17 protein-coding genes are annotated in these 22752 nt (G+C 50.5%); 13 read left to right on the forward strand and 4 right to left on the reverse strand.

Annotated features, from left to right (window positions below):
* The first annotated feature begins 23 nt into the window (after positions 1-23).
* Positions 24-1781, forward strand: coding sequence for a glycoside hydrolase family 9 protein (locus H8S75_RS21860; RefSeq protein ID WP_187023368.1), 1758 nt, complete (start codon positions 24-26; stop codon positions 1779-1781).
* A 12-nt stretch (positions 1782-1793) separates the two neighbouring features.
* On the opposite strand, the gene H8S75_RS21865 is transcribed toward H8S75_RS21860, so the two are convergent.
* Positions 1794-2945: an ROK family protein gene (locus H8S75_RS21865; RefSeq protein ID WP_187023369.1), complete on the reverse strand. Its 1152-nt coding sequence runs from the start codon at positions 2943-2945 to the stop codon at positions 1794-1796.
* Between the two features lie 125 nt (positions 2946-3070).
* On the opposite strand from H8S75_RS21865, the gene H8S75_RS21870 reads away from it, so the two are divergent.
* Both H8S75_RS21870 and H8S75_RS21875 read left to right on the forward strand, forming a co-directional pair.
* Positions 3071-4141 (forward strand): SIS domain-containing protein, encoded by a 1071-nt coding sequence (locus tag H8S75_RS21870; RefSeq protein WP_187023370.1) that lies wholly within the window; start codon positions 3071-3073, stop codon positions 4139-4141.
* A 14-nt stretch (positions 4142-4155) separates the two neighbouring features.
* Positions 4156-5073: a BadF/BadG/BcrA/BcrD ATPase family protein gene (locus tag H8S75_RS21875; RefSeq protein ID WP_187023371.1), complete on the forward strand. Its 918-nt coding sequence runs from the start codon at positions 4156-4158 to the stop codon at positions 5071-5073.
* A gap of 59 nt (positions 5074-5132) precedes the next feature.
* Here the strand turns inward: H8S75_RS21875 and H8S75_RS21880 are convergent, their stop codons facing one another.
* The 3 genes from H8S75_RS21880 to asnS form a co-directional block, all read right to left on the reverse strand.
* Positions 5133-6995: an ATP-binding protein gene (locus tag H8S75_RS21880; RefSeq protein WP_187023372.1), complete on the reverse strand. Its 1863-nt coding sequence runs from the start codon at positions 6993-6995 to the stop codon at positions 5133-5135.
* Between the two features lie 4 nt (positions 6996-6999).
* The gene (locus tag H8S75_RS21885; RefSeq protein WP_002605621.1) at positions 7000-8070 is read right to left on the reverse strand and encodes a metallophosphoesterase family protein; all 1071 of its coding nucleotides are present in this window, start codon (positions 8068-8070) and stop codon (positions 7000-7002) included.
* A 114-nt stretch (positions 8071-8184) separates the two neighbouring features.
* Positions 8185-9576 (reverse strand): asparagine--tRNA ligase, encoded by a 1392-nt coding sequence (gene asnS / locus H8S75_RS21890; protein WP_187023373.1) that lies wholly within the window; start codon positions 9574-9576, stop codon positions 8185-8187.
* Between the two features lie 247 nt (positions 9577-9823).
* Between asnS and H8S75_RS21895 the strand changes: the two genes are divergently transcribed.
* The 10 genes from H8S75_RS21895 (at position 9824) to H8S75_RS21940 (ending at position 22671) form a co-directional block, all read left to right on the forward strand.
* The gene (locus H8S75_RS21895) at positions 9824-11098 is read left to right on the forward strand and encodes a glucose-1-phosphate adenylyltransferase (protein WP_055660828.1); all 1275 of its coding nucleotides are present in this window, start codon (positions 9824-9826) and stop codon (positions 11096-11098) included.
* Positions 11095-12216, forward strand: a complete 1122-nt coding sequence (gene glgD / locus H8S75_RS21900) for a glucose-1-phosphate adenylyltransferase subunit GlgD (RefSeq protein ID WP_187023374.1) — start codon at positions 11095-11097, stop codon at positions 12214-12216. The genes H8S75_RS21895 and glgD overlap by 4 nt, the downstream gene beginning before the upstream one ends.
* A gap of 26 nt (positions 12217-12242) precedes the next feature.
* The gene (spoVG, locus tag H8S75_RS21905) at positions 12243-12530 is read left to right on the forward strand and encodes a septation regulator SpoVG (RefSeq protein ID WP_187023375.1); all 288 of its coding nucleotides are present in this window, start codon (positions 12243-12245) and stop codon (positions 12528-12530) included.
* A gap of 217 nt (positions 12531-12747) precedes the next feature.
* A complete protein-coding gene (locus H8S75_RS21910) occupies positions 12748-13734 on the forward strand; it encodes a diaminopimelate dehydrogenase (protein WP_187023376.1) in 987 nt (328 codons plus the stop codon).
* A 17-nt stretch (positions 13735-13751) separates the two neighbouring features.
* A complete protein-coding gene (locus tag H8S75_RS21915) occupies positions 13752-14171 on the forward strand; it encodes a DUF3783 domain-containing protein (RefSeq protein ID WP_349768967.1) in 420 nt (139 codons plus the stop codon).
* A gap of 56 nt (positions 14172-14227) precedes the next feature.
* The gene (locus tag H8S75_RS21920; RefSeq protein WP_187023377.1) at positions 14228-15007 is read left to right on the forward strand and encodes an SseB family protein; all 780 of its coding nucleotides are present in this window, start codon (positions 14228-14230) and stop codon (positions 15005-15007) included.
* Positions 15008-15273: 266 nt separating this feature from the next.
* The gene (locus tag H8S75_RS21925; protein ID WP_187023378.1) at positions 15274-17037 is read left to right on the forward strand and encodes an ABC transporter ATP-binding protein; all 1764 of its coding nucleotides are present in this window, start codon (positions 15274-15276) and stop codon (positions 17035-17037) included.
* Between the two features lie 12 nt (positions 17038-17049).
* Complete coding sequence (locus H8S75_RS21930; protein WP_187023379.1) at positions 17050-18867, forward strand: ABC transporter ATP-binding protein; 1818 nt, start codon at positions 17050-17052, stop codon at positions 18865-18867.
* Between the two features lie 680 nt (positions 18868-19547).
* Entirely contained in the window at positions 19548-20876 is a 1329-nt protein-coding gene (locus H8S75_RS21935) for a Gfo/Idh/MocA family protein (protein WP_187023380.1), read from the forward strand.
* 73 nt (positions 20877-20949) lie between these two features.
* A complete protein-coding gene (locus H8S75_RS21940) occupies positions 20950-22671 on the forward strand; it encodes a peptide ABC transporter substrate-binding protein (protein ID WP_187023381.1) in 1722 nt (573 codons plus the stop codon).
* Positions 22672-22752 lie beyond the last annotated feature (81 nt).

The following is a 22752-nucleotide window of genomic DNA, read 5'->3' on the forward strand; positions in this document are numbered from 1 at the left end:
ACTAAATTTGGAGGATCAATTATATGGAAGTGCTTGTTAATCATTTGGGGTATGATGCCGGCGGCAGAAAGACCGCGGTATATCAGGGAAAGAGAGAAGACCGGCCGGTTCATTTCTGTGTGCGCCGGGAAGGCGGGGAGACCGTGTTTGTGGGCGTTCCGGCGGAGTGCGGGGAAGTCGCGCAGTGGAATACCGGCTACTACTGGACTCTGGATTTTTCGGATTGGAAGGGCGAGGGCGTCTTTTGCATCTGTCTGGAGACGTCATCCGGCACGGTGGTAAGCGAGAGTTTTGAAATCCGGCAGTCACTCATCACAATGAGGCTGATCAATGCGGCCTGCTATTACTTTAAGGCACAGCGTTCCAGCGGGGAGTGGCTCCATGAAGACCGCAGTCTCAGCTTCGACGGAGAGAGGGCGGGGCGGGTGGACGCCCACGGCGGCTGGTATGATGCTACGGGGGATTACGGCATCCATCTGTCTCATTTATCCCATGGAACCGTACATAATCCGCAGCAGGCGTCATTCAGTGCATATACCTTCTTTAAGGCGGCCGAGGAACTGGCAGAGTCCGGAAATGAGCAGTATACCATGCTGAAGCGCAGAATGCTGGACGAAGGGAGCTTTGGCGCCGATTTTCTGATGCGTCTGCGTGCGCCTTCCGGTGGATTCTTCCGTTCCATCAGCCGCGCCAATGCCCTGGCTCATGTTCGGGGAAACCGTAAAATCGGTTTTGAGTATCACGGCTCCAGTTCCCAGTTCAGTGAGAAGGCGGCGACAGCGGATGAAGAGGTGGTGAATGACACCAATTATGAGGTCAGTCTGCGTTCCGGCGGCGGAACGGCTATAGCCGCTCTTGCGGCGGCCTCAAGGCATTACTATCCGGGCACCGATTATACAAGAGATGAGTATCTGCTGGCGGCCAAGGACGCATGGCACTACTTATATGAGAACAATGAGCGCTATACCAATGACGGAGCCTGGAATCTGATTGATGAATACTGTTCTCTTTTGGCTTTGACGGAACTTTTTCGGGCGAGTGAAGAGTACGAATATCTGATGGAAGCCGGAGCCATGGCGGAACGAATCTATAAACGGATGGTGATGGAAGAGGGGCAGAAGGCTTATTTAACTGTGAAAGATGGCGAACCGTATTACCATGCGGCCGATGAGGGACTGCCTGTTATGGCGCTGATTGAGTATGCAGCCGTCGAAATGGACGAGGAAAAGTCGAATGATGCGATAAAGATGGCAGAGATGCTTATGCGCCACATGCTTTTTGTGTCCACATCGGTGAGCAACCCGTTTGGTTATCCGAGATTTCTGTATAAAGACGAGAAGGGAATAGAAAGGATCCAGTTTTTCTTCCCTCATCATACTGCGGTGGAGCCGTGGTGGCAGGGCGAAAATGCGAGAATAGCCTCGCTTTCGGCAGCGGCCAGAGCACTCCTTGCTGTAACCCGGGATATGGAATTAAAAGATGCGCTGGAGCTCTTCGCTGATCAGCAGATCAACTGGATTATGGGGTTAAACCCGTTTGATTCCTGTATGATGGAAGGGTATGGACGAAATAACATCCAGTACTTCTTTAACGACAGGTATGATTTCATGAACTGCCCCGGCGGCATCTGCAATGGTATTACGAGTGCGGAGGACAATGAAGAAGGAATCGCATTTATCCGTGAACCCGGCGGCAGTGTAAAGGACAACTGGCGTTGGGCGGAACAATGGATTCCTCATGTGACATGGTTTATTCTGGCGGAGGCCTATAAGCGGATATAGAAGTATTCCGCTTTATTCCTCGAAAAGGACCTCCAGGCGTTTATTAAAGACAGTGACTGCGGCGCCGATAATGCCGGTGTCGCGGCTGATCGACGGTTCAATCTGAAGGGTATTGTGCACCAGGGTGGTGCGGATGGCCTCCTGTATTCTCTGCAGCAGGGGGTCTCCCAGCGCCAGTGGAATGATCCCTGTCAGGACACAGTGCTGGATATCGAGCAAATATGTCAGATTGGTCAGTGTATAGCTCAGATAAGGGCAGAGATAATTGATAATTTCATCCCTCATAGTCTCCGGAAATCCGGGATTCTGCTGCAAATTAATCTGAAAACGCTGGTAGATAGCCTCCAGATTGATCAGCTGTTCAAATGGTTTGGGCTTCGGGACATCCGCCCCCGGTATCTGGAAGGAGGTGACCGGCATGTTGCCGATCTCTCCGGACTTATGGGTGGCGCCGTACCACAGTTCCCCATTCATCATATAGCTGACACCACATCCGGTACCCAGAGTAAAATAAACAAGGTTCTGATATTCCGGACATCTGCGGCGTAAAAATGCCTCGCCGAGACAGGCGAAGTTCACATCGTTATCCAGGAAAAACGGAACAGGGAGAGCATCCGTAAACTCCGGAAATGCTTCTGCAAACGTTACTTCGTGGTCGATGTTCATATAGGACATATGAATAATGCTGTTTGTCTGTGGATTCACCATAGCGGGAAAGCCGATTCCGATTCCCAGTACGGGAATCTGCTCGCCCGCGGCCAGCGCCATCAGCTTGCTGATCTCTCTTGTCAATTTGGAGAGCTCCAGCGTGTGGTTCTGGACCGGAAGATGGATTGACCGGCAGTACTGGCAGGTTCCCAGCATATCGACCAGACCCATATGTACGATCTGCCCTTCAAATTCGAGTCCGATGGCGTAGTATGCCCGCGGATTAAAACGAAGAAGATGGCCGCGCCGTCCGGCGCCGGGGCTTTGAGTCGTCTCTTCCAGCTCGATGAGAATTCCCAGCTCCAGAAGCTTGTCAACTATCTTTAAGACGGTGGGAAAGCTGATTCCAGTGATGCGGACCAGTTCCGCGCGGCTCATAATGTTCTGATTGCGGAACAAATCAAAAATCATCATACGGTTTTTGGTTTTCAGATATTTCGGCATGTACTGGTTCACGGCAAAGCTCCCTTCTGCAGGATCATGATACTAGAATCATAGCATTAGAATAACAGACAGTCAAACGCTTTTCGGCGTTTTAAAGAGGACCGTGAACTATAATAATAAAAAACAGGAGAGTCAATATGGCAAGAAGAATGTTGGAATATATAAAAGAACAGCCTGAAGTATGGCGAAAAATAACGGATGACAGAGAGTCACTTTTTCAGGGAGCGGTTGAAAAACTGCAGCAGCCGGTAAAACGGATCGTAATTCTCGGCTCCGGAAGTTCCTATATCGCATCTATGGCTGCGGCAGATTTCTATGGGAAGATGCTGGGGCTGGAGGCGGCAGCGGTGGTGCCGACCCGTCTGGACGGCCTTTTAAGACTTTTAAATCCGGAAGAGACGCTGCTGATTGCTGTCTCTCAGTCCGGGAAGAGTACCTCCACCATAGATGCAGTAAAGAAATGGAAGGCACGCGGCTTTCGTATTCTGACGGTAACTGCCGATGAACAGTCCCCTGTGGCAAAAGAAGGTGATGTTCACCAGTTTATCGCCTGCGGAGAGGAGACGGTGGGACCGAAGACGAAAGGAATGACCTCCACGGTTTTAACCCTCTATTTCCTGGGCCTGGCTCTGGGCAGAATCTGGAACCTGGGAGACCAGGAGGCTTCTGAACGTTTTCTGGAGGAATTGAACCAGGCTATAGACGCAGCGCCCTCAAATATAGAGAAGAGTATAGACTTCTGCCGGAATCAGGCCGACTTACTTGCTGTAATCCCACACGTTACCATTCTGTCGGAGGACGCCGGCTACTACGCGGCACAGGAAGGAGCGCTGAAGCTTCTGGAGACCCTATATATACCGGCGATGGCCTATGAATTTGAGGAATACTTACATGGAGTCAATAACACGATTGCTCCGGGAATGTGTCATCTTTATCTTCCTGCCGGCGAAAAGAATGCGGAACGGATGGCTGCACTGGATCACTACACCAGGGAAAAAGGCTGTGTAAACTTTATTATTACGGTATTAGACTGGGAAGAAGGCAGCCATGTGCTTAAGCTGTCAGGTAATAAGAATCCGTATCTCAGCATATTTGAGACGCTCCCGGCGTTTCAGGTAATGAGCGTATTCGGGTCAGAACGCAAAAATATAGATTGTGATAAGCCTAAATTCCCTGATTTCTACGGGGTTTTAAACACAAAAGCGTAATCTAGGAGGAAGCTATGAAATATTATGCCGGATTAGATATAGGCGGAACCGTTGCCCGCATGAAAATAGAGTATGTGGATGGCCGGGCGGGGGAATTCTACGGAGCCGGAGGCACCATGAATACAGACGGATATGAGAAGTGCAATGCAAAGTATCGGAGCTTTATTCTGCCGATTCTGGAGGAGGCACAGATCAAGGCGGAGGACTGCGTAAAAATCTGTGTGGCGGCCAGTGGAATCGATTCTCCAAGGCAGGAAGAAGAGTGCCGCAGGTCTTTCCTGGAAATGGGGTTTCGGCCGGAAAGCATTCTGGTATATAACGACTGTGAGGTATTTCTGCATGTGTCGACGGGGCCGGCTATCGTGCTGGTCTGCGGCACCGGTTCGATCGCATATGCCAGGGGAGAGTCAGGAGCGATCACCCGCTGCGGCGGCTGGGGCCATGTGCTGAGCGATGAGGGGAGCGGTCATAATATGGGAATGAAGGTCATAAAAGAGGCGGCCAACCACATCGACGGCAGAACCAGCTGTCCCATTCTGTACGAACTTTTTGAAGCGCAGAGCGGCCTGAAAACGCTGGATGAGATCAATACCTTTGTCAACGACATGTTAATGGAAAAGACGCAGATCGCCTCCTTTGCCCCGCTGGCAGAGAAGGCTTATGAGCTGGGAGATGAGACAGGCCTGAAAATACTGCGGGAATGCCGGGATGAACTGTTTGCCCTGGTAAAGGATGTCTATTATAAAGCCGATTTAGACAGATACCAGAAAGAGGCGCCGGTAGAGCTCTGGCTCTGGGGCAGTGTTCTGTTAAAGAATAAAATCATAGCTCCTGAACTGACGGACCTCCTTAAGAAAGATTTTCCTTCTATACAAATAAGAATTCCGGAGAAGACGGCGCTGGATACCGCTCTGGACATAGCAAAGTCATAAAGAAAAGCCGCAGGGCAGCCGGTAATCCGGCTGCCCTGCAGCATATTCATGTCTTAAAATCAAATCTCAACTAAATGATAAGGAATCAAATTCGCCGTCAGCATCTGCGCCTCTCTCTGATGGCACGTAAAGATAATAATCTGTCCTTCACAGGCCTTCACAAGCCATTTCAGCGCGGTCTTTAACCTGTCGTCATCATAGAGAACAAAGCTGTCATCGAAGATCAGGGGCATCTCCCCGTGGTCCCCAATAATCAGCCTGGCGGCTGCGAGCCTCAGGGCCAGATATACCTGGTCCATCGTTCCGCTGCTGACCTGTTCTAACGGAACCAGTTTGGTTTTTGTGTTTAAGAACACATTCAGGTTCTCATCCACGCTTAAGCTGGTATAGATCCCTCCCGTGATTCCTGCGATCAGATCTGAGGCGGTCTTATTTAAATAGAGGCCAAAGGAATCGCGGATCGAAGAGGAAAGCGTCGTCATAGTCTCCAGAGCCAGGTCAATGGCGGACAGTTCCTCGCGGATTCTGTCATTTTCAGCCAGAATGTGCTTCAGGCCCTCGGCCTGAGTTTTGCAGGCGGACAGATGTTCCAGCTTCTTCTCTAACTCCCACTGGGTCTTCTGCTGTTTCTCAATGACTTCCCCGCAGTTCTCCTGCCTGCCCTGCAGCTCCGTGATCTCGGCGGCCTTCTGTTCAATGGCGGTTTCCGACTTGGCAATGGCGGAACTGAGCCGCGTAAATTCAGCCATTCTCGCCTGAAATGCCCGCATGGCGTCCATGGAGATGGCAGTGTCGCCTAAATGCCTGGAGAAGATCTCCTGCAGGACCTTGGCACTCAACTCCATGTCCTTCTGCCTGTGCCGCAGCCGCAGATACAGGATGAGGCCAATCAGATAAAAGATAATGGCCGCGCCCACCGCCGCCGCGATGCAGACCAGGGAGTCGATCCCATAAACGGCAGTCACATAGTTGTCACCGCCCAGATAATAGACGGCGCCGGCGCCGCACAGCAGCAGGGTGGCGATGACGAGAGAGAGCACCGAAAGAATCTTCTTCGACTTTTTGCCGCAGACCTCCTTCGCCTCCGTGTACTCGTCAAAGGTGCCCTGTGTCTTGATGGAGTAGGCCGTGATGGAATCCTGATCGGTAAACTGGTTATTGGCCAGAACCTGTTTGCCTCTGGCCACCTTCTGGATCAGCTCTTCTTTTTCTTTCTGCTTCACTTCCAGCGTATCCTTTACCTCCACGCGCATGCGCTGGTAGGCCTGAATCTGATTCTCATATTCGGGCGAGGCGATCTCCTTCTCGGTGTTGCGGATCTCGCTGAGCAGAGAGGTGTAGGTGCGGGCCGCCTCTGGAACCATCTGAGATTCCAGCTCCTTGTGCTGGCTCTTTAAAAATGAGGTCGCCTTTGTGATATTGAGTGCGATATTGCCGGTGGTGTTAAGATTGGCAATGTAATTCTTAAGTTCAGACACCATGCCCTCATCGGTTGCGCTTTTTAACTGGCCGATGCTGACCGTGTTGTTGTATGCGGTCTCGCTTAAACCGCTTAAGAGGTCGTCGAGAAATGCCTTCGTCGGTTCGATCTCCCGTCCCGCCGTCTCGTCTACCACCTTAAATTCCTTCTTATTCTTCTGAAATGTCCGTTCGATGCGGTAAATGTGGTCCTTGTGCTCCAGCCTCAGCTGCCCCTCGTAGGTGCCGCTGTTTTCCCAGGGCTCAAACTTGGAGTAGAGATCGTTTCTGGAGGCCCGCCCGCGTTGTTTCTCAATGCCGAACAGCATGCCCCTGATAAAGGTGTGGATGGTAGATTTACCGGCTTCATTCTTGCCGTAGACGATGTTTAAGCCGTCTTCGAAGGAAAGGTTCCGCCCGTGAAATTTTCCAAAACCGTTAATATAGATATCCAGAATTTTCATTCGGTCAGCTCCTTTCATCCGTGGTGCGCAGCAGCGCGTTGATTCCGTAATACAGCGCCTTCTTTTCCACCTGGCTCATCTCCGGTTTCTGAAGGGCCTGTATATAGAAGCCGATCATATCGCTGGGATGCTCTGCGAACAGCGCCGAGAAATCGTACTGCGGCTCGGACTCATCAATGATTTCCATTATCTTAAACCGTGTGGACAGCATGTCCAAATCGAAGGAAATGTCGGGATCACGCATGCCCCGGATGCGGAATCGGAATATATTTTCCGGTCCCCGGTTCTGAATCTCCTGGGTAATCTTCATGGCCAGCTCCGTGTTGGTGGTGGCCGTCGTCACATTGACCGCCAGGGAGATGTACTGAATCCTGGCCAGCGGAACAAACTTTAAGGAGGTCACCATGCGGGTTACCTCGTTGATCTCGCCCATAAACATGCCGTGCTGGCCGGCCTCCGTCTTGTCGAGGGGCTCCGGCGATCCGGAAAATGCCATGCGGTTCTCGATCAATACCTCCGGTTTGTGGATGTGTCCCATGGCAATATAGGAGAAATCCAGCGCGCCCATAGCGCCCTTGTCGAAGGGGATATGGTTGGCATCGCCGCCGTGGCCCAGAAGGACGTGGATTCTGCCGTTGTTAGGCACCTTTAGATGATCCAGGCGGTTCTCCGGAATGTCTGTGGTATGGTAGGAGAAGCCATAGACCTCCGTGTTGATCTCCTCGAAATAGACGCATCGCAGTTCCTCATCCATTAAGTAAGTCACGTTGGGCGCCCAGGTAAAGCTTAAGAGTGCGGAATTATTCCGGATGCGGTCGTGGTTGCCAGCGATGATGACGACGTGAACACCGGGTATCGTAGAAAACAGATAATTAACTTCTTTTAAATCCCTTGCCAGCGGCTGGCGGTGGAATAAATCGCCGGAAATAAACAGGCAGTCGGCTTCCAGCTGTCCCGCCTGTGCGACGGCTTTCGCGAAGGTATCTTTGATATCCTGGGAGCGTTCCTTGCTCCAGGGCTTATCGCTGTCCGGGCTCATGCCCCAGTGAACGTCTGCTATATGTACGAATTTCATAGTCATCACCTCATAGTTCCTCAGTTGTGTCCGGCGCCGTTTTTCTCACACGGCTTTACCATTAAAGATACCATAAATTCCCTACCGGGATGGTAGGGAATTTGTGGTAGAATTCTAGAGTTCACAGTTGTTTACGGTTCTTGGGAACGGAACAACGTCGCGGATATTGGACATGCCGGTTAAATACATAACACAGCGTTCGAATCCCAGACCGAAGCCTGCATGGCGGGTGGAACCGTATTTTCTTAAATCGAGATAGAACTGGTAATCTTCTTTCTTTAACCCCAGCTCGTCCATGCGGGCCGTGAGTTTGTTGTAATCATCCTCTCTCTGGCTTCCGCCGATGATCTCGCCGATTCCCGGAACGAGGCAGTCAACGGCTGCCACGGTCTTGTTATCCGGGTTCATCTTCATGTAGAAGGCCTTGATTTCCTTCGGATAGTCGGTTACGAAGACCGGTTTTTTAAAGAGCTGCTCTGTTAAATAGCGCTCGTGCTCGGTCTGCAGATCACAGCCCCAGAATACCTTGTAATCGAACTCGTCGTTGTGCTTCTCTAAAAGCTCTATGGCCTCGGTGTAGGTAACATGGGCGAATTCGGAATTTAATACGTTGTGGAGACGGTCTAAAAGGCCCTTATCCACGAACTGGCTGAAGAAGTTCATCTCTTCCGGAGCATGCTCCAGTACGTAGCGGATCACGTATTTTAACATGGACTCTGCCAGCTCCATGTCGTCGTTTAAATCGGCGAATGCCATCTCCGGTTCGATCATCCAGAACTCGGCGGCGTGGCGGGTCGTGTTGGAATTCTCCGCACGGAAGGTAGGTCCGAAGGTATAGACATTGCGGAAGGCCATGGCATACGTCTCTGCGTTTAACTGGCCGCTTACGGTTAAGTTGGTCGGTTTGCAGAAGAAGTCCTGGCTGAAATCCACTTTTCCCTCGTCGGTCTTCGGAATGTCGTTTAAGTCAAGCGTCGTCACCTGGAACATCTCGCCGGCGCCTTCACAGTCGCTTCCCGTGATGAGCGGGGTGTGTACATACACAAAATCACGCTCCTGGAAGAACTGGTGGATCGCATAGGCGATTAAGGAGCGGACACGAAATACCGCCTGGAAGGTGTTGGTGCGGGGACGTAAATGGGAAATGGTCCTCAAATACTCAAAACTGTGTCGTTTTTTCTGTAATGGGTAATCTGGCGAAGAAGCACCTTCGATGACGATTTCTGTCGCCTGAATCTCGAATGGCTGCTTGGCTTCCGGTGTAGCAACCAGGGTACCTTTTATAATCAGGGCGGTTCCAACGCTCAGTTTGGATATTTCTGAAAAGTTCTCCATGGTGTCGTGGTAGACCACCTGAAGTGTCTCAAAATAGGTACCGTCGCTTAGGACGATGAAGCCGAAAGCCTTGGAATCTCTAAGGCTTCTGACCCAGCCGCCGATGGAAATCTCTTTGTTTAAATACTGCTCCCTGTCCTTATATATTTGCCTTACTGTCACTAAATCCATAATGATTTCTCCTTTTGATATGATCGCATACTTATTAAGATTATACTGTATTTTGGGCTGCGATTCAAGGGGGAGACTGTGTAAAAACACTATATCTGGCATGAAATGTAAAAGAAAACCATATTTACGGAAAAATGTCGGAAAATGCACAAAAAAGTATAATAATATTTCAAAAATTTGTTCACTATTTTTCAAATGTGTGGTATAATGCTAGTACAATAAAATTCTAACAGCAAGAGGTGATAACGTGATTAAAAAAGAAATGATTGCCATGCTTTTGGCAGGCGGCCAGGGAAGCCGTTTAGGTGTACTGACACAGAAGGTAGCCAAACCAGCAGTATCGTTTGGCGGGAAATACCGTATTATTGATTTCCCGCTCAGCAACTGCATCAATTCGGGAGTTGATACGGTCGGAGTTTTGACACAGTATCAGCCATTACGTTTGAACACCCATATCGGGATCGGTATTCCGTGGGATTTGGACCGTAATGTGGGTGGAGTAACCGTTCTCCCACCTTATGAGAAGAGCAAAGGCAGCGACTGGTATACCGGTACAGCCAATGCGATCTACCAGAATCTGGAGTTTATGGAGACGTATAACCCGGACTATGTGTTAATCCTCTCAGGAGACCACATCTATAAGATGGATTATGAGGTTATGCTTGAGTATCACAAAGCGAATAATGCAGATATCACCATTGCTGCCATGCCGGTACCGATTGAGGAAGCCAGCCGTTTCGGAATTGTAATTACTGATGAGAACAACCGTATCACGGAGTTTGAGGAGAAGCCGGCGAACCCGAGAAGCAACCTGGCCTCCATGGGTATTTACATATTCAGCTGGAAAGTACTGAAAGAAGCCCTGATTAAGATGTCAGAGGAACCGGGCTGTGACTTTGGCAAGCATATCATTCCGTACTGCCATGCAGCCGGACAGAGGATATTTGCTTATGAGTACAATGGCTACTGGAAGGACGTAGGTACTTTAGGTTCTTACTGGGAAGCCAACATGGAGTTAATCGACATTATTCCTGAGTTCAATTTATATGAGGAATACTGGAAGATTTATACCAAGAGTGATATCATTCCGCCTCAGTATGTATCGGAGGATGCAGTGATTGAGAGAAGCATCATCGGAGAGGGCTCCGAAATATTCGGAGAAGTCCATAATTCCGTAATCGGTGCAGGTGTTACCGTGGCGAAGGGCGCCGTGATCCGGGATTCCATCATCATGCGTGAGAGCGTGATTGGCGCCGGTTCCGTAGTCGATAAGGCTGTCATCGCTGAGAATGTCAAGATTGGATCAAACGTCGCACTCGGCGTGGGTGAATACGCACCGAGCAAGTATGACCCGAAGGTATACCAGTTTGACCTGGTTACCGTGGGTGAGAACTCTATTATCCCGGATAATGTAAAGGTTGGAAAGAACACCGCCGTTGTAGGGGAGACGATCGTAGAGGACTATCCCGACGGATTACTGGCAAGCGGAGATTACATCATAAAGGCAGGTGGTATGCGATGAGAGCAATAGGAATTGTATTAGCAGGCGGTAACAGTAAGAGAATGCGGGAATTGTCCAACAAGAGGGCGATTGCAGCCATGCCGATCGCAGGCAGCTACCGCAGCATAGATTTTGCACTGAGCAATATGACGAATTCCCATATTCAGAACGTGGCAGTGTTGACCCAGTATAATTCCAGGTCTCTTCATCTGCACTTAAGTTCTTCCAAATGGTGGGATTTCGGAAGAAAACAGGGCGGTTTATTCGTATTCACGCCAACCATTACAGCGGAAAGCAGCGACTGGTACCGTGGAACTGCCGACGCATTATATCAGAATCTTACCTTCTTAAAGAACAGCCATGAACCGTACGTGGTCATCTCGGCCGGTGATGGTATCTATAAACTGGATTACGGCAAAGTGCTCGAGTATCATATTGAGAAAAAGGCAGATATCACCGTAGTCTGCACGGACCTTCCTGAAGGAGAGGACGTAACCCGTTTCGGTCTGGTGGGAACCAACGAGGATGGCAGAATTACCGATTTTGAGGAGAAACCCATGGTGGCTTCCTCCAATACCGTATCGTGCGGCATCTATGTGATCAGAAGACGTCAGCTGATTGAGCTGATCGAGCGCTGCGCGATGGAAGACCGCTACGACTTTGTCAATGATATTCTGGTGAGATATAAGAATTTAAAGAGAATCTATGCGTACAAGATGGATTCCTACTGGAGAAATATCGCTTCCGTAGAATCCTACTACAGAACAAACATGGATTTCTTAAAACCGGAAGTCAGAGATTACTTTTTCCGTCAGTATCCGGATGTATACTCCAAGATCGACGATCTGCCGCCGGCAAAGTATAATCCTGGCGCAGTAGTGAAGAACAGCCTGGTATCCAGCGGAAGCATTGTTAATGGGGTAGTTGAGAATTCCGTTCTGTTTAAAAAAGCCTATATCGGCAATAACTGTGTGATTAAGAATTCCATCATTTTAAATGATGTGTATATTGGGGACAATACGGTTATTGAGAACTGCATAGTAGAAAGCCGGGATACAATCCGCGCCAATACGACTTACATAGGTACACCGGACAATATTAAAATTGTCGTAGAGAAAAACGAAAGATACACATTATAGGTAATGTGACGGGAAGGGGTTTTGACATGCAGATTACAGATGTTAGGGTAAGACGTATCGAAAAAGAAGGAAAGATGAAGGCCATCGTATCAATTACACTGGATAATGAATTTGTAATCCATGATATCAAAGTAATTGAGGGAGAAAAAGGGTTGTTTATCGCCATGCCGAGCCGGAAGGCGGCAGACGGAGAATACCGCGACATCGCACACCCGATTAATTCGAATACCCGTGACACGATTCAGAGAGTAATCCTGGACAAGTATGAGACGACCGCATTAGAGATGCCGGAGGAAGAGGCCGCACTGGCCTGATGTTAAAGTTGGGATTGGTAGCAGAGAAGTGAAGGTTGAAAGTTAGGAGCCGCATGGGGTGCCGGTTGGACACCATGCGGCTTTGTTTTGTGTGAGGGACCGCGGACGCTGGGGGATCGCCAGCTGAGGGAAAAAAAGCAATTTACATATGGGGGACAGGCGGGTTATAATGGGGGTAGCTTTTAGATAGTTCATGACAAAGAGAGGAAGTACGAATATGACAATCAAAATTGGTATATTAGGATATGGGAATCTCGGTAAGGGCGTGGAGTGTGCGGTTAAGCATAACCCGGATATGGAATTGGCGGCAGTCTTTACGAGGAGAGATAAAGAGTCTTTGAACATTCTGACGCCTGGGGTGAAGGTTTGTTCTGTCCAGGAGGCGGAGTCCATGAAGGACGAGATCGATGTGATGATCTTATGCGGCGGGAGTGCTACAGATCTGCCGGTTCAGACGCCGGAGTTTGCAAAGTGTTTTAATGTCGTTGACAGTTTTGATACGCACGCCAGGATACCGGAGCATTTTGAGGCGGTGGACGCGGCGGCGAAGGAGGGCGGCCACGTGGGAATTATCTCTGTGGGCTGGGACCCGGGAATGTTTTCTCTGAATCGTCTGTATGGCAATGTCGTTCTGCCGGAGGGCAGCGATTATACCTTCTGGGGCCGTGGAGTCAGTCAGGGGCATTCTGATGCGATCCGCCGCGTGGAAGGCGTGAAGGACGCCAGACAGTATACGGTGCCGGTTGAGGTAGCACTGAAGGCTGTGAGAGATGGAGAGAATCCGGAGCTGACTACGAGACAGAAGCATACGAGAGAGTGCTTTGTGGTAGCGGAAGAAGGGGCTGATTTAAAGCGGATCGAGGAAGAGATCGTGACGATGCCCAACTATTTCGCCGATTATGATACGACGGTCCGGTTTATCAGTGAGGAAGAGCTTATGAGAGATCACAAGGGAATACCTCACGGCGGCTTTGTGATACGCACCGGAAAGACGGGATGGGAGAATGAGCACAGCCATGTGATCGAGTACAGCCTGAAGCTGGATTCGAACCCTGAGTTCACCGCCTCTGTCATCGTGGCGTATGCGAGAGCGGCTTACCGTCTGAGTAAGGAAGGCGCGGCGGGCTGTAAAACGGTATTTGATATTGCGCCCGCGTATTTAAGCCCTCTGAGCGGGGAAGAATTAAGAAAACATCTGCTTTAGGAACAGGAGGAAGAGGCGTGGCGGCGAAAGAGATGGTTCTGTATTATCAGCCGAAGAGAGAGAAAGAGGCTGGCAACGCGTCGAAAGCGGCAAAATTAAAGGGTGTTCTGATCCGCATGGGCATCCGGATAAAGAATATTACACCGGAACAGACCGGGCAGACGGTTGGTTATCTGGCTGGTTACGATGGATTTGACGAGCGGGAGACGGAAGAGGGAACTGTGCTTCCGGAGCTGGAGGAAGAGATGCTGGTTATGAAGAATTTTACGAACCGGCGGATTGACGAGCTGCTGGCGGGACTGCGCCGGGCCGGTGTGCCAAAGGTTGAGTTAAAGGCAGTGGTCACGGAGACGAACTGCGGCTGGACTTTTTACGCTCTGTATGAAGAGCTTAAGAAGGAACGGGAAGCGATGACAAAGAAGAAGGATGAGGCTTAAGCCGGATCATGGCGAAGCGGAACGATAGGATTGATCAGAAAGAAGGAGAAATACCCATGGATAACGAAGGAAAGAATGGCGCACAGACAGACAAGCAGGCGGTGCTGGGGCGTTTGAGAGACACGAAGGCCCTGTATGTGGTGGTTTCTGCATGTACGAAGCTGCCGTATGTTGTGTGTGATCCGGAGACATTTGACGATGAGGTTCTGGTGTTTTTTAAGCCGGAGGAGGCGGAAGCCAAGGCAAAGAGCCTGGCTGGGGAAAAGATCCCGGTGAGCATCGTTAAACTGGATAATAAACAGCTGCTTTTATTCTATACGAATCTGTATACAATGGGAGTGAACGCTATTTTCGTGGAAGATTCCGGGAAAGAGGAGCTCATCCAGCTGGAGGAGTTCGTCAGACGGAGAGGAGACGAGCCCGGCGAGGAGGACAAGGTCTGGGTGGAGAATCCGGCGCTGCATTTAACTGCTCTTTATTATATGCAGGAGGCGAGAAGGCAGCCGGGACCGGAGATGAATTCCAGGCTCATGGAACTGCAGGAAGAGATCGAGATGCATTTTCGGAAGGGGACTTTCATTCTTGCCATAAAGAAAGAGGGCAATGGAATCCCGTTGGTAAAGATGAAAAACGGAGATGTCTATCAGGCGGCATTTACAGATATTCTGGAATTTCAGAAGTTTAACCGGGAAGACCAGCTGCGGCCGGTAATCGTACAGGCTGAGAAGGTTTCCCAGGTGCTGGCAGGCGATGCCATCGGTATTATCTTAAATCCGATGGGAATTAATCTGCCTCTGGCAGTGAACCGCCCGCCGAAGCAGGAAAGCGAACAGTAAGAAGAGGTGCAGGAGAACCGTTGTCCTGCGGCTGGTATGGCCGTGGGACGGCGGTTTTTCGTGTAATTGGAAAGTGCTCCTATTACACAAAAAAGCCCTCCGGGCATGATGTGCCCTCCGTGCTAAGGAAGTATGGCCGCTGAAGCAGCCGCGCTCCGGCGCGAGAGTCCGCTCTCCGGACTCTTTATTCTGCAATAGGAAAGTGATCGGATTCTTGCACGCTTCGGATGAATCCTGTATAATGGAGGCATTGGCGAGGTAGAAGTATGAAGAAGATTTTTTCGTATTATTTAAAACCGTATTATCTGCGTATGGCGATTGGCTTTTTGATTAAGTTTACCGGTACGCTGATGGATTTATTTCTTCCATGGACACTGGCTTATATGATCGATACGGTGATTCCGGCAAACCAGAGGCCGGAAATATTTTTGTGGGGAATTTTCATGATTTTCTGTTCGATTCTGGCGGTGGTGTTCAGCGTTGCGGCGAACCGGATGGCATCCCGGGTGGCCAGCAGCGCCACCCGGACGATCCGGGGAGATTTATTCGAGAAGGTGAGCCGCTTATCCAACACTCAGATCGACCGTTTCACCAGACCGTCTCTGATATCCAGGCTGACCAGCGATACGTACAACGTTCATCAGATGCTCGGAAGAGTCCAGCGGCTGGGAGTACGGGCGCCGATCCTCTTAATCGGCGGCATTACCATGACCATGGCGCTGGATCCGGTACTGGCGTGTATCCTGCTGGCGGTTCTTCCGCTTCTTACGATTGTCGTGGTGGTGGTCTCAAGGAAGACGATTCCCATGTTCTCCGTTCTGCAGGAGCGGGTGGATCGGTTTGTGCGGCTGATCCGGGAAGATATTGCGGGTATCCGTGTGATTAAGGCGCTGTCTAAGGAATCGTATGAGCGGGAGCGTTTTGACCGGGCGAACCGGGAGGTGGTGGACTGGGAGCGGAAGGCTACCGTGACCACCAGCATCACCAATCCTGTGATGAATGTGCTTTTAAATCTGGGGCTTGTGGCTGTTATTCTGGCCGGAGCCTGCCGGGTGAACCAGGGGACTTCGGAGGTCGGAAAAATATTGGCGTTCATGACGTATTTTACGATCATTCTGAATGCGCTGATGTCCATTTCCAGGCTGTTTATCATGATTTCGAAGGCTGCGGCTTCGGCCTCGCGTATTGTGAAGGTCCTGGATGCGGATCAGGAGCTGGTTCTCCAGGAGATGGAAGCTGAGGAGGAATCTGCGTGGGAGACCGAGACAGGAACGGAGAAAAAAGCGGGGATTGGCGAGGAGAATGGTGCAGTCCACGTGGAATTTGATCACGTATCCTTTTCCTATAATAAGGTTGAAAATAACCTGGAGGACATCTGTTTCCGGCTGAAGCGGGGCGAGACGCTGGGGATTATAGGCGCCACGGGAGCGGGAAAGACGACGATCGTGAACCTGCTGATGCGTTTTTACGATGCCGATCAGGGCGCGGTTCGTATTGATGGAAAAGATGTGCGCACCATGGGGCTTCATGAGCTGAGAAAGCGTTTCGGAACCGTATTTCAGAATGATACGATATTTGAAGATACCATTATGGAAAACATCAATATGGGCAGGGAGCTAAGTGAGGAAGCCGTCATGGAAGCGGTTCTTTACGGCCGGGCCAGTGAGTTTGTGGAGGAAAAAGGCGGTATTTCAGCGCAGCTGGATATCAAGGGGGCCAATTTAAGCGGCGGGCAGAAGCAGAGAATTCTGATTGCCCGAGCGCTGGCAGCCAAACCGGATATTCTGATTCTGGACGATTCCTCCAGTGCGCTGGATTATAAGACGGACGCGGCGCTTCGGAAGGAGCTGAGGGAACATTTTGCGGAGACAACCTGCGTGATTATCGCCCAGAGAATCAGTTCCATTATGAACTCGGATCACATTATGGTGCTGGAGGATGGACAGATGATCGGTTACGGGACGCATCAGGAGCTGATGGAGACGTGTGAAATTTACCGGGAAATTGGAAAATCCCAGATGGGAATATAAGGGGGAGGGATCATGGCTGCACGCAGCAGAAGTGAAAAACGGCTGGAGGCCGCATATAATGAGCCGCAGGGGCGCTCTCTGGTTCAGAGAAAGCACACGATTCTCCGTCTCGGACGCTATATGATTCAGTATAAATGGCTCCTGCTCCTGGCTTTTATCATGACGGTGGGAAGCAATTTGCTGGCTTTGGTGGGGCCCATGCTTTCGGGCTATGCCATTGACGCCATCGAGCCGGGCATGGGGAAGGTGGAATTTTCGAGAGTTTTCCATTATGCCGGATGGATGGCGGCATTTTACGTGATTTCCTCGGTGCTGTCCTATGCGCTTTCGGTTCTGATGATTACCATCAGCCGGAAAGTGGTATACCGGATGAGAAAGGACGTATTTGACAAGATGCTGGCTCTGCCTGCGGGGTATTACGACCTTCACCAGACGGGAGATATCATCAGCCGTATTTCCTATGACATCGACACGGTTAATGAGTCGCTGTCCAGCGATCTGATACAGATTTTAACCACGGTGATCACGGTGGGAGGCGCCCTTTACATGATGGTGGTAATATCGCCGAGACTGGTGCTGGTATTTGCGTTTACGGTGCCGCTGTCTGCCTGTATTACGAAGTTCATAACGGGTAAGACACGTCCGCTCTTCCGTGCGAGATCGGCGAGTCTGGGGAATTTAAACGGCTTTGTGGAGGAGATGGTAACCGGACAGAAGACTTTAAAGGCCTACTGCCAGGAGGAAAATGTCATTCGGAAATTTGCGGAGAGGAATAAGGACGCCGTGGAGACGTATTACAGGGCGGAATACTACGGCAGTGTGGTAGGGCCTATGGTGAATTTTATCAATAATCTCTCATTGTCCTTAATCAGTGTATTCGGCGCGCTCCTCTATCTCGTCGGCTACATGACGGTAGGGCAGATCTCTTCTTTCGTACTATATTCAAGAAAGTTTTCCGGCCCGATCAATGAGGCTGCCAACATTATGAGCGACCTGCAGTCTGCATTGGCCGCGGCGGAGCGGGTGTTTGTGCTGATGGATGAGATACCGGAGACGGCAGATGCGCCCGGCGCCGCAGAGCTGGGAGGCGAGGGGGAGGAAGTCCGGGGAGAGGTCGAGCTGTCCCATGTTGATTTCGGATATGAAAAGGACCGGATTATTTTGCACGACCTTTCCCTGAAGGCGGATCCGGGCAGGCTTATTGCGGTAGTGGGCCCCACGGGTGCGGGGAAAACGACACTGATCAACCTCCTGATGCGTTTTTATGATCCGAATTCCGGGGAAATCCGGGTGGATGGCCATGAGATCCGGGAGGTGACGAGAAAGAGTCTCAGGAAATCATACGCCATGGTGCTGCAGGATACGTGGCTGTTCCACGGAAGCATCTATGAGAATCTGGCATACGGAAAAGAGGGGGCTACGATGGAGGAGGTTGTGGCGGCGGCGAAGGCGGCCAGGATCCACTCGTTTATCAAGCGCCTTCCGGAAGGCTATGATACGATTCTGACAGATGACGGGACGAATATATCAAAGGGGCAGAAGCAGCTGCTGACCATAGCGCGTGCTATGCTGCTGGAGGCGAGGATGCTGATTCTCGACGAGGCAACCTCCAACGTGGATACCAGGACGGAGGTCCAGATCCAGGAAGCCATGCGGAAGCTGATGGAGGGGAAGACGTGTTTCGTGATTGCACACCGGTTATCGACCATAAGAAATGCGGATCTGATCCTGGTGATCAAGCAGGGAGAAGTGGTGGAGAAAGGGACCCATGAGGAGTTGATGCGTGCGGATGGGGAGTATTTTCAGATGTATACGGCTCAGGGGGAGTGAAAGGGAGAGGGATACGCGGACTTTTGCGTGGGGATTGAGGAAAAGGGAGAGCGGGCGGCAGGGAGGGAAAGGTTCAGGGATTCCGAGGGGGTGGGACTAAGGGCGAACAGCCCCCTCAGCAGGGGTCCCGGGCAATTCGACCGAACGCCTGATGCGTTCGCTCTCAGTGCCCGCAAAATCGCGTCCTGAAAACGCGATTTTGCCCCTGCTCCGGCGGCTGTTCGCCCTAAGTCCCACCGACCTCTGCATCATTCACCTTTCCCTCCCTGCCGCCCGCTCTCCCTTTTCCGGCCAGGCTGTGAAAAAGTCCGCTGTGTGCTGGCTCCATATGGGAGGGGTTCGTCAAATGTTCTAAAAAAGAATAGATATATTGACAAATATTGAGTAATATGCTATTTTTAATGTAAGCAGATGAGAACGAGGAAGTCGTTTTTATTTTTAAGTTTTTAACCTATCATACAGCATATAGCATATAGCTTACAGGTCAAATGTCATTTATGATTTCCGCCCGGCTTTGGAGGGACGGAGAAATGAAGCCTTATGAATTATGTCAATCAGCCATCCTCTTACTTTCCTTTTTACGTACCCGGTATAGAGGCAGAAGGAGCGGAGATGGCATGTATCGCACCTGTGGGATTTGTAAAGATCCGTCAGGCGCTCATATTAAGGAGGACATCAATATGAAGAGACCAGTAACAGCGGCAATTGCAGGACTGGGCAACCGGGGAAATGATATCTATGCCCATTATCAGCTTGTAGCGCCGGAGGAGATGAAGGTAGTGGCGGTGGCGGACCCGGTTGCCGGAAAGAGAGAGGCGGCCCGGGAAGAGTATGGGGTAGCGCCTGAAAATTGTTTTGAAACGGTGGAAGACTTGTTGGAACAGCCGAAACTCGCCGATATCCTGGTGATAGCGACCCAGGACAAACAGCATGTGGCCCAGGCGGTGGAGGCGATTAAGAAGGGATATCACATTCTCTGCGAAAAGCCCATTTCCCCCAGCCTGGAGGAGTGTCTTCTTCTGCAGAAAACGGCCCACGAATATGGACGTATGGTAGCTGTGGGCCATGTGCTCCGTTATACTCCATTTTATTCGAAGATAAAAGAGGTGATCGAGTCCGGACAGATCGGAGACGTGGTCAGCGTCCAGGGACTTGAGAACGTCAAATACTGGCACCAGGCTCACAGCTTTGTGAGGGGCAACTGGCGCGACTCTGTGGAGACGAGCCCGATGATTCTTGCAAAATGCTGTCATGACATGGATATCTTCGTATGGCTTCTGGGAAAGAAGTGCGAACGGGTTTCATCCTATGGTTCCACCTATTTATTTAAGGAATCCATGGCCCCGGAAGGCTGTGCCAAGCGCTGTCTCGACGGCTGCGAGGTGAAAGAGAACTGTCCGTATGATGCGGAAAAAATCTATATTACGGATAAAGGCACAGGTATACGCAATGTTGTCGAAAGGAATCTGACCGGTGACGATGCGTGGCCGTGCTGCGTACTCTCCCAGACACTGACCGAGGAGGCCATCTATGACCAGATTAAGACCGGTCCTTACGGCCGCTGTGTCTATCACTGCGATAACAACGTGGTGGACCATCAGGTGGTCAATATGGAATTTGAGGGCGGTGTGACGGTCAACTTTACCATGAGTGCATTTACCAGCGGAGGCGGCCGCGATATCAAGGTTATGGGTACCATGGGCGATATCATCGGTGATTTACATACGGGAATTGTGAAGGTCACGAATTTTGGAAAAGAGACGGAGGTTTACGATATCAATGCGACGGCAGGCGATTTATCCGGCCACGCGGGAGGCGATAACCGTCTGATCCACGATTTCCTGGCGGCGGTAGAGGAAGGCGAGACGAAGGGACAGTTAAGAACCGGCGTCGATGTGTCGATACAGAGCCATATCATTGCGTTGGCGGCTGAATATTCCAGAGTTCATGAGGGGGAAAGCGTTGCCCTGGATGAATTTATACGCAGTGAGAGATATAAAGAGCTTTGAAAATTTGTAGTAAAGCAATGAAATAACAGAATCTGTTAATTGCTTAAAATGTTTTAGAGAAGGAGAGGATTTTATGAAAAAAAGATGGTTAGCTTTATGTCTGGCAACATTGATGGCGGCATCCTTAACCGCGTGCGGCAGCTCCAAGACATCTACACCGGATACGACCGGTGCACAGACGACTGCAGCGGGCAGTGAGACGAAGGCCGGAGGCGAAACAAAGGCAGAAGAAGCGCCTGCGGGTGCTGTGGAACAGGTGGTGACTATTCCAATGTTCAGTGATCCGGATACGCTGGATCCGGGCCGTTCCGATGACGAGCAGAAGAATGCAATTGTGCTGGAGATTCAGGAGACGCTGATCCGTCTGATGGACGGAAAAGTAACGCCTGGGGGCGCAGAGAGCTGGGAGACCTCCGATGATGGACTGGTATGGACTTTTAAGCTGAGAGACAATCAGTATTCCGACGGTACCGCCGTAACAGCTCAGGATTATGTAAACTCCATTCGAAGAATTTTTGATCCGGAAGTCAACTGCCACAATGCTGGAATCTTCTACTGCATCAAAGGCGGAGAGGATTTCAATACGGGTAAGGGGAGCAAGGAAGATGTAGCGGCGAAGGCGGTTGATGACAAGACGCTGGAAATCACCCTGACAGAACCGCTTCCATATTTCTTACAGCTGATGACATTTGCCAATGTGACTCCGGTTCCGGAATCCAAGACGCAGGGCGAGAAGAACTCTTCCTACGGTGCGACGGCAGAAGAACTCAGCAGCTCAGGTCCATTCTATGCATCAGAGTGGGTCCGCGGTTCCAGGATCGTGCTGAAGAAGAACCCGAATTACTGGGATGCGGCAAATGTAAAGCTGGAAACTGTCAACATGGTGCTGGCACAGGACGAGAATACGAGAGAGCAGATGTTTAATCAGGGTCAGCTTGATATCTTAAGAAAGGTCCGCAGCGAGTATGCAGATACGTTAAAGGCAAAAATCGACGGCGGCGAGGTTCAGCTCTTAGAGGGACCGCAGCCGAGATACAGCTATATCTGCTTTAATAATGAAGATCCCAATGGTATCTTTACAAATGAGAAGATCCGTATGGCATTTTCCATAGCGCTGGACAGGGAATCTCTCGTTAAAAATGTTATGAAGAAGGACCAGGCCGCTTACGGCATGATTCCTTACGGTTTAAGTATCGGCGAAGAACTGTTCCGCGATATCTATCCGGAGCCGATGAAGGATTTTCTGGCTCAGGATCCGAAGGCTCTGCTGGAGGAAGGCTTAAAGGAGATCGGGAAAGAGGGAGAGCAGATTACTGTGACGTTCCTTCAGAAGAACTCTGATAATGATACGAAGGTTCAGGCAGAGTATTACCAGAACCAGTGGCAGACAAAGCTTGGCGTGATTGTTAAGATCGATACGGCATCCGACAACTCATCCTTTAATAACCAGGTATCCAAGGGGCTGTATCAGGTATGCCAGACCGGATGGGGTGCTGACTATAATGATCCGATGACATTTATGCAGTGCTATATGACTGGCGACGGCAACAACCCGGCATTCTTCTCCGATGCGAAGTATGATGAGCTGGTGGAGGCGTGCAAAACGGAATCCGATATGAAGGTGCGCGGCGAGAAATTTGCAGAGGCAGAAAAGATTATCACAGTGGAACACTGTGGTCTGGCGCCGATTACCTTTACATACGACAAGAATGTGGCAAAGAGCAGCGTGAAGGGCTTCTATATTAATGGAGCCGGCGGCCCGGCAATCGAACTGAAAAGTGCATATGTAGAATAGGATTAAGAGACAGGAACATGGACTTTGACAATGCGGAGCAGGTATTTACTGCCCCGCATTGTGCGCCTGACTATTACTGCA

Source organism: Hungatella hominis, assembly GCF_014288005.1.
Classification (GTDB): domain Bacteria; phylum Bacillota; class Clostridia; order Lachnospirales; family Lachnospiraceae; genus Hungatella; species Hungatella effluvii.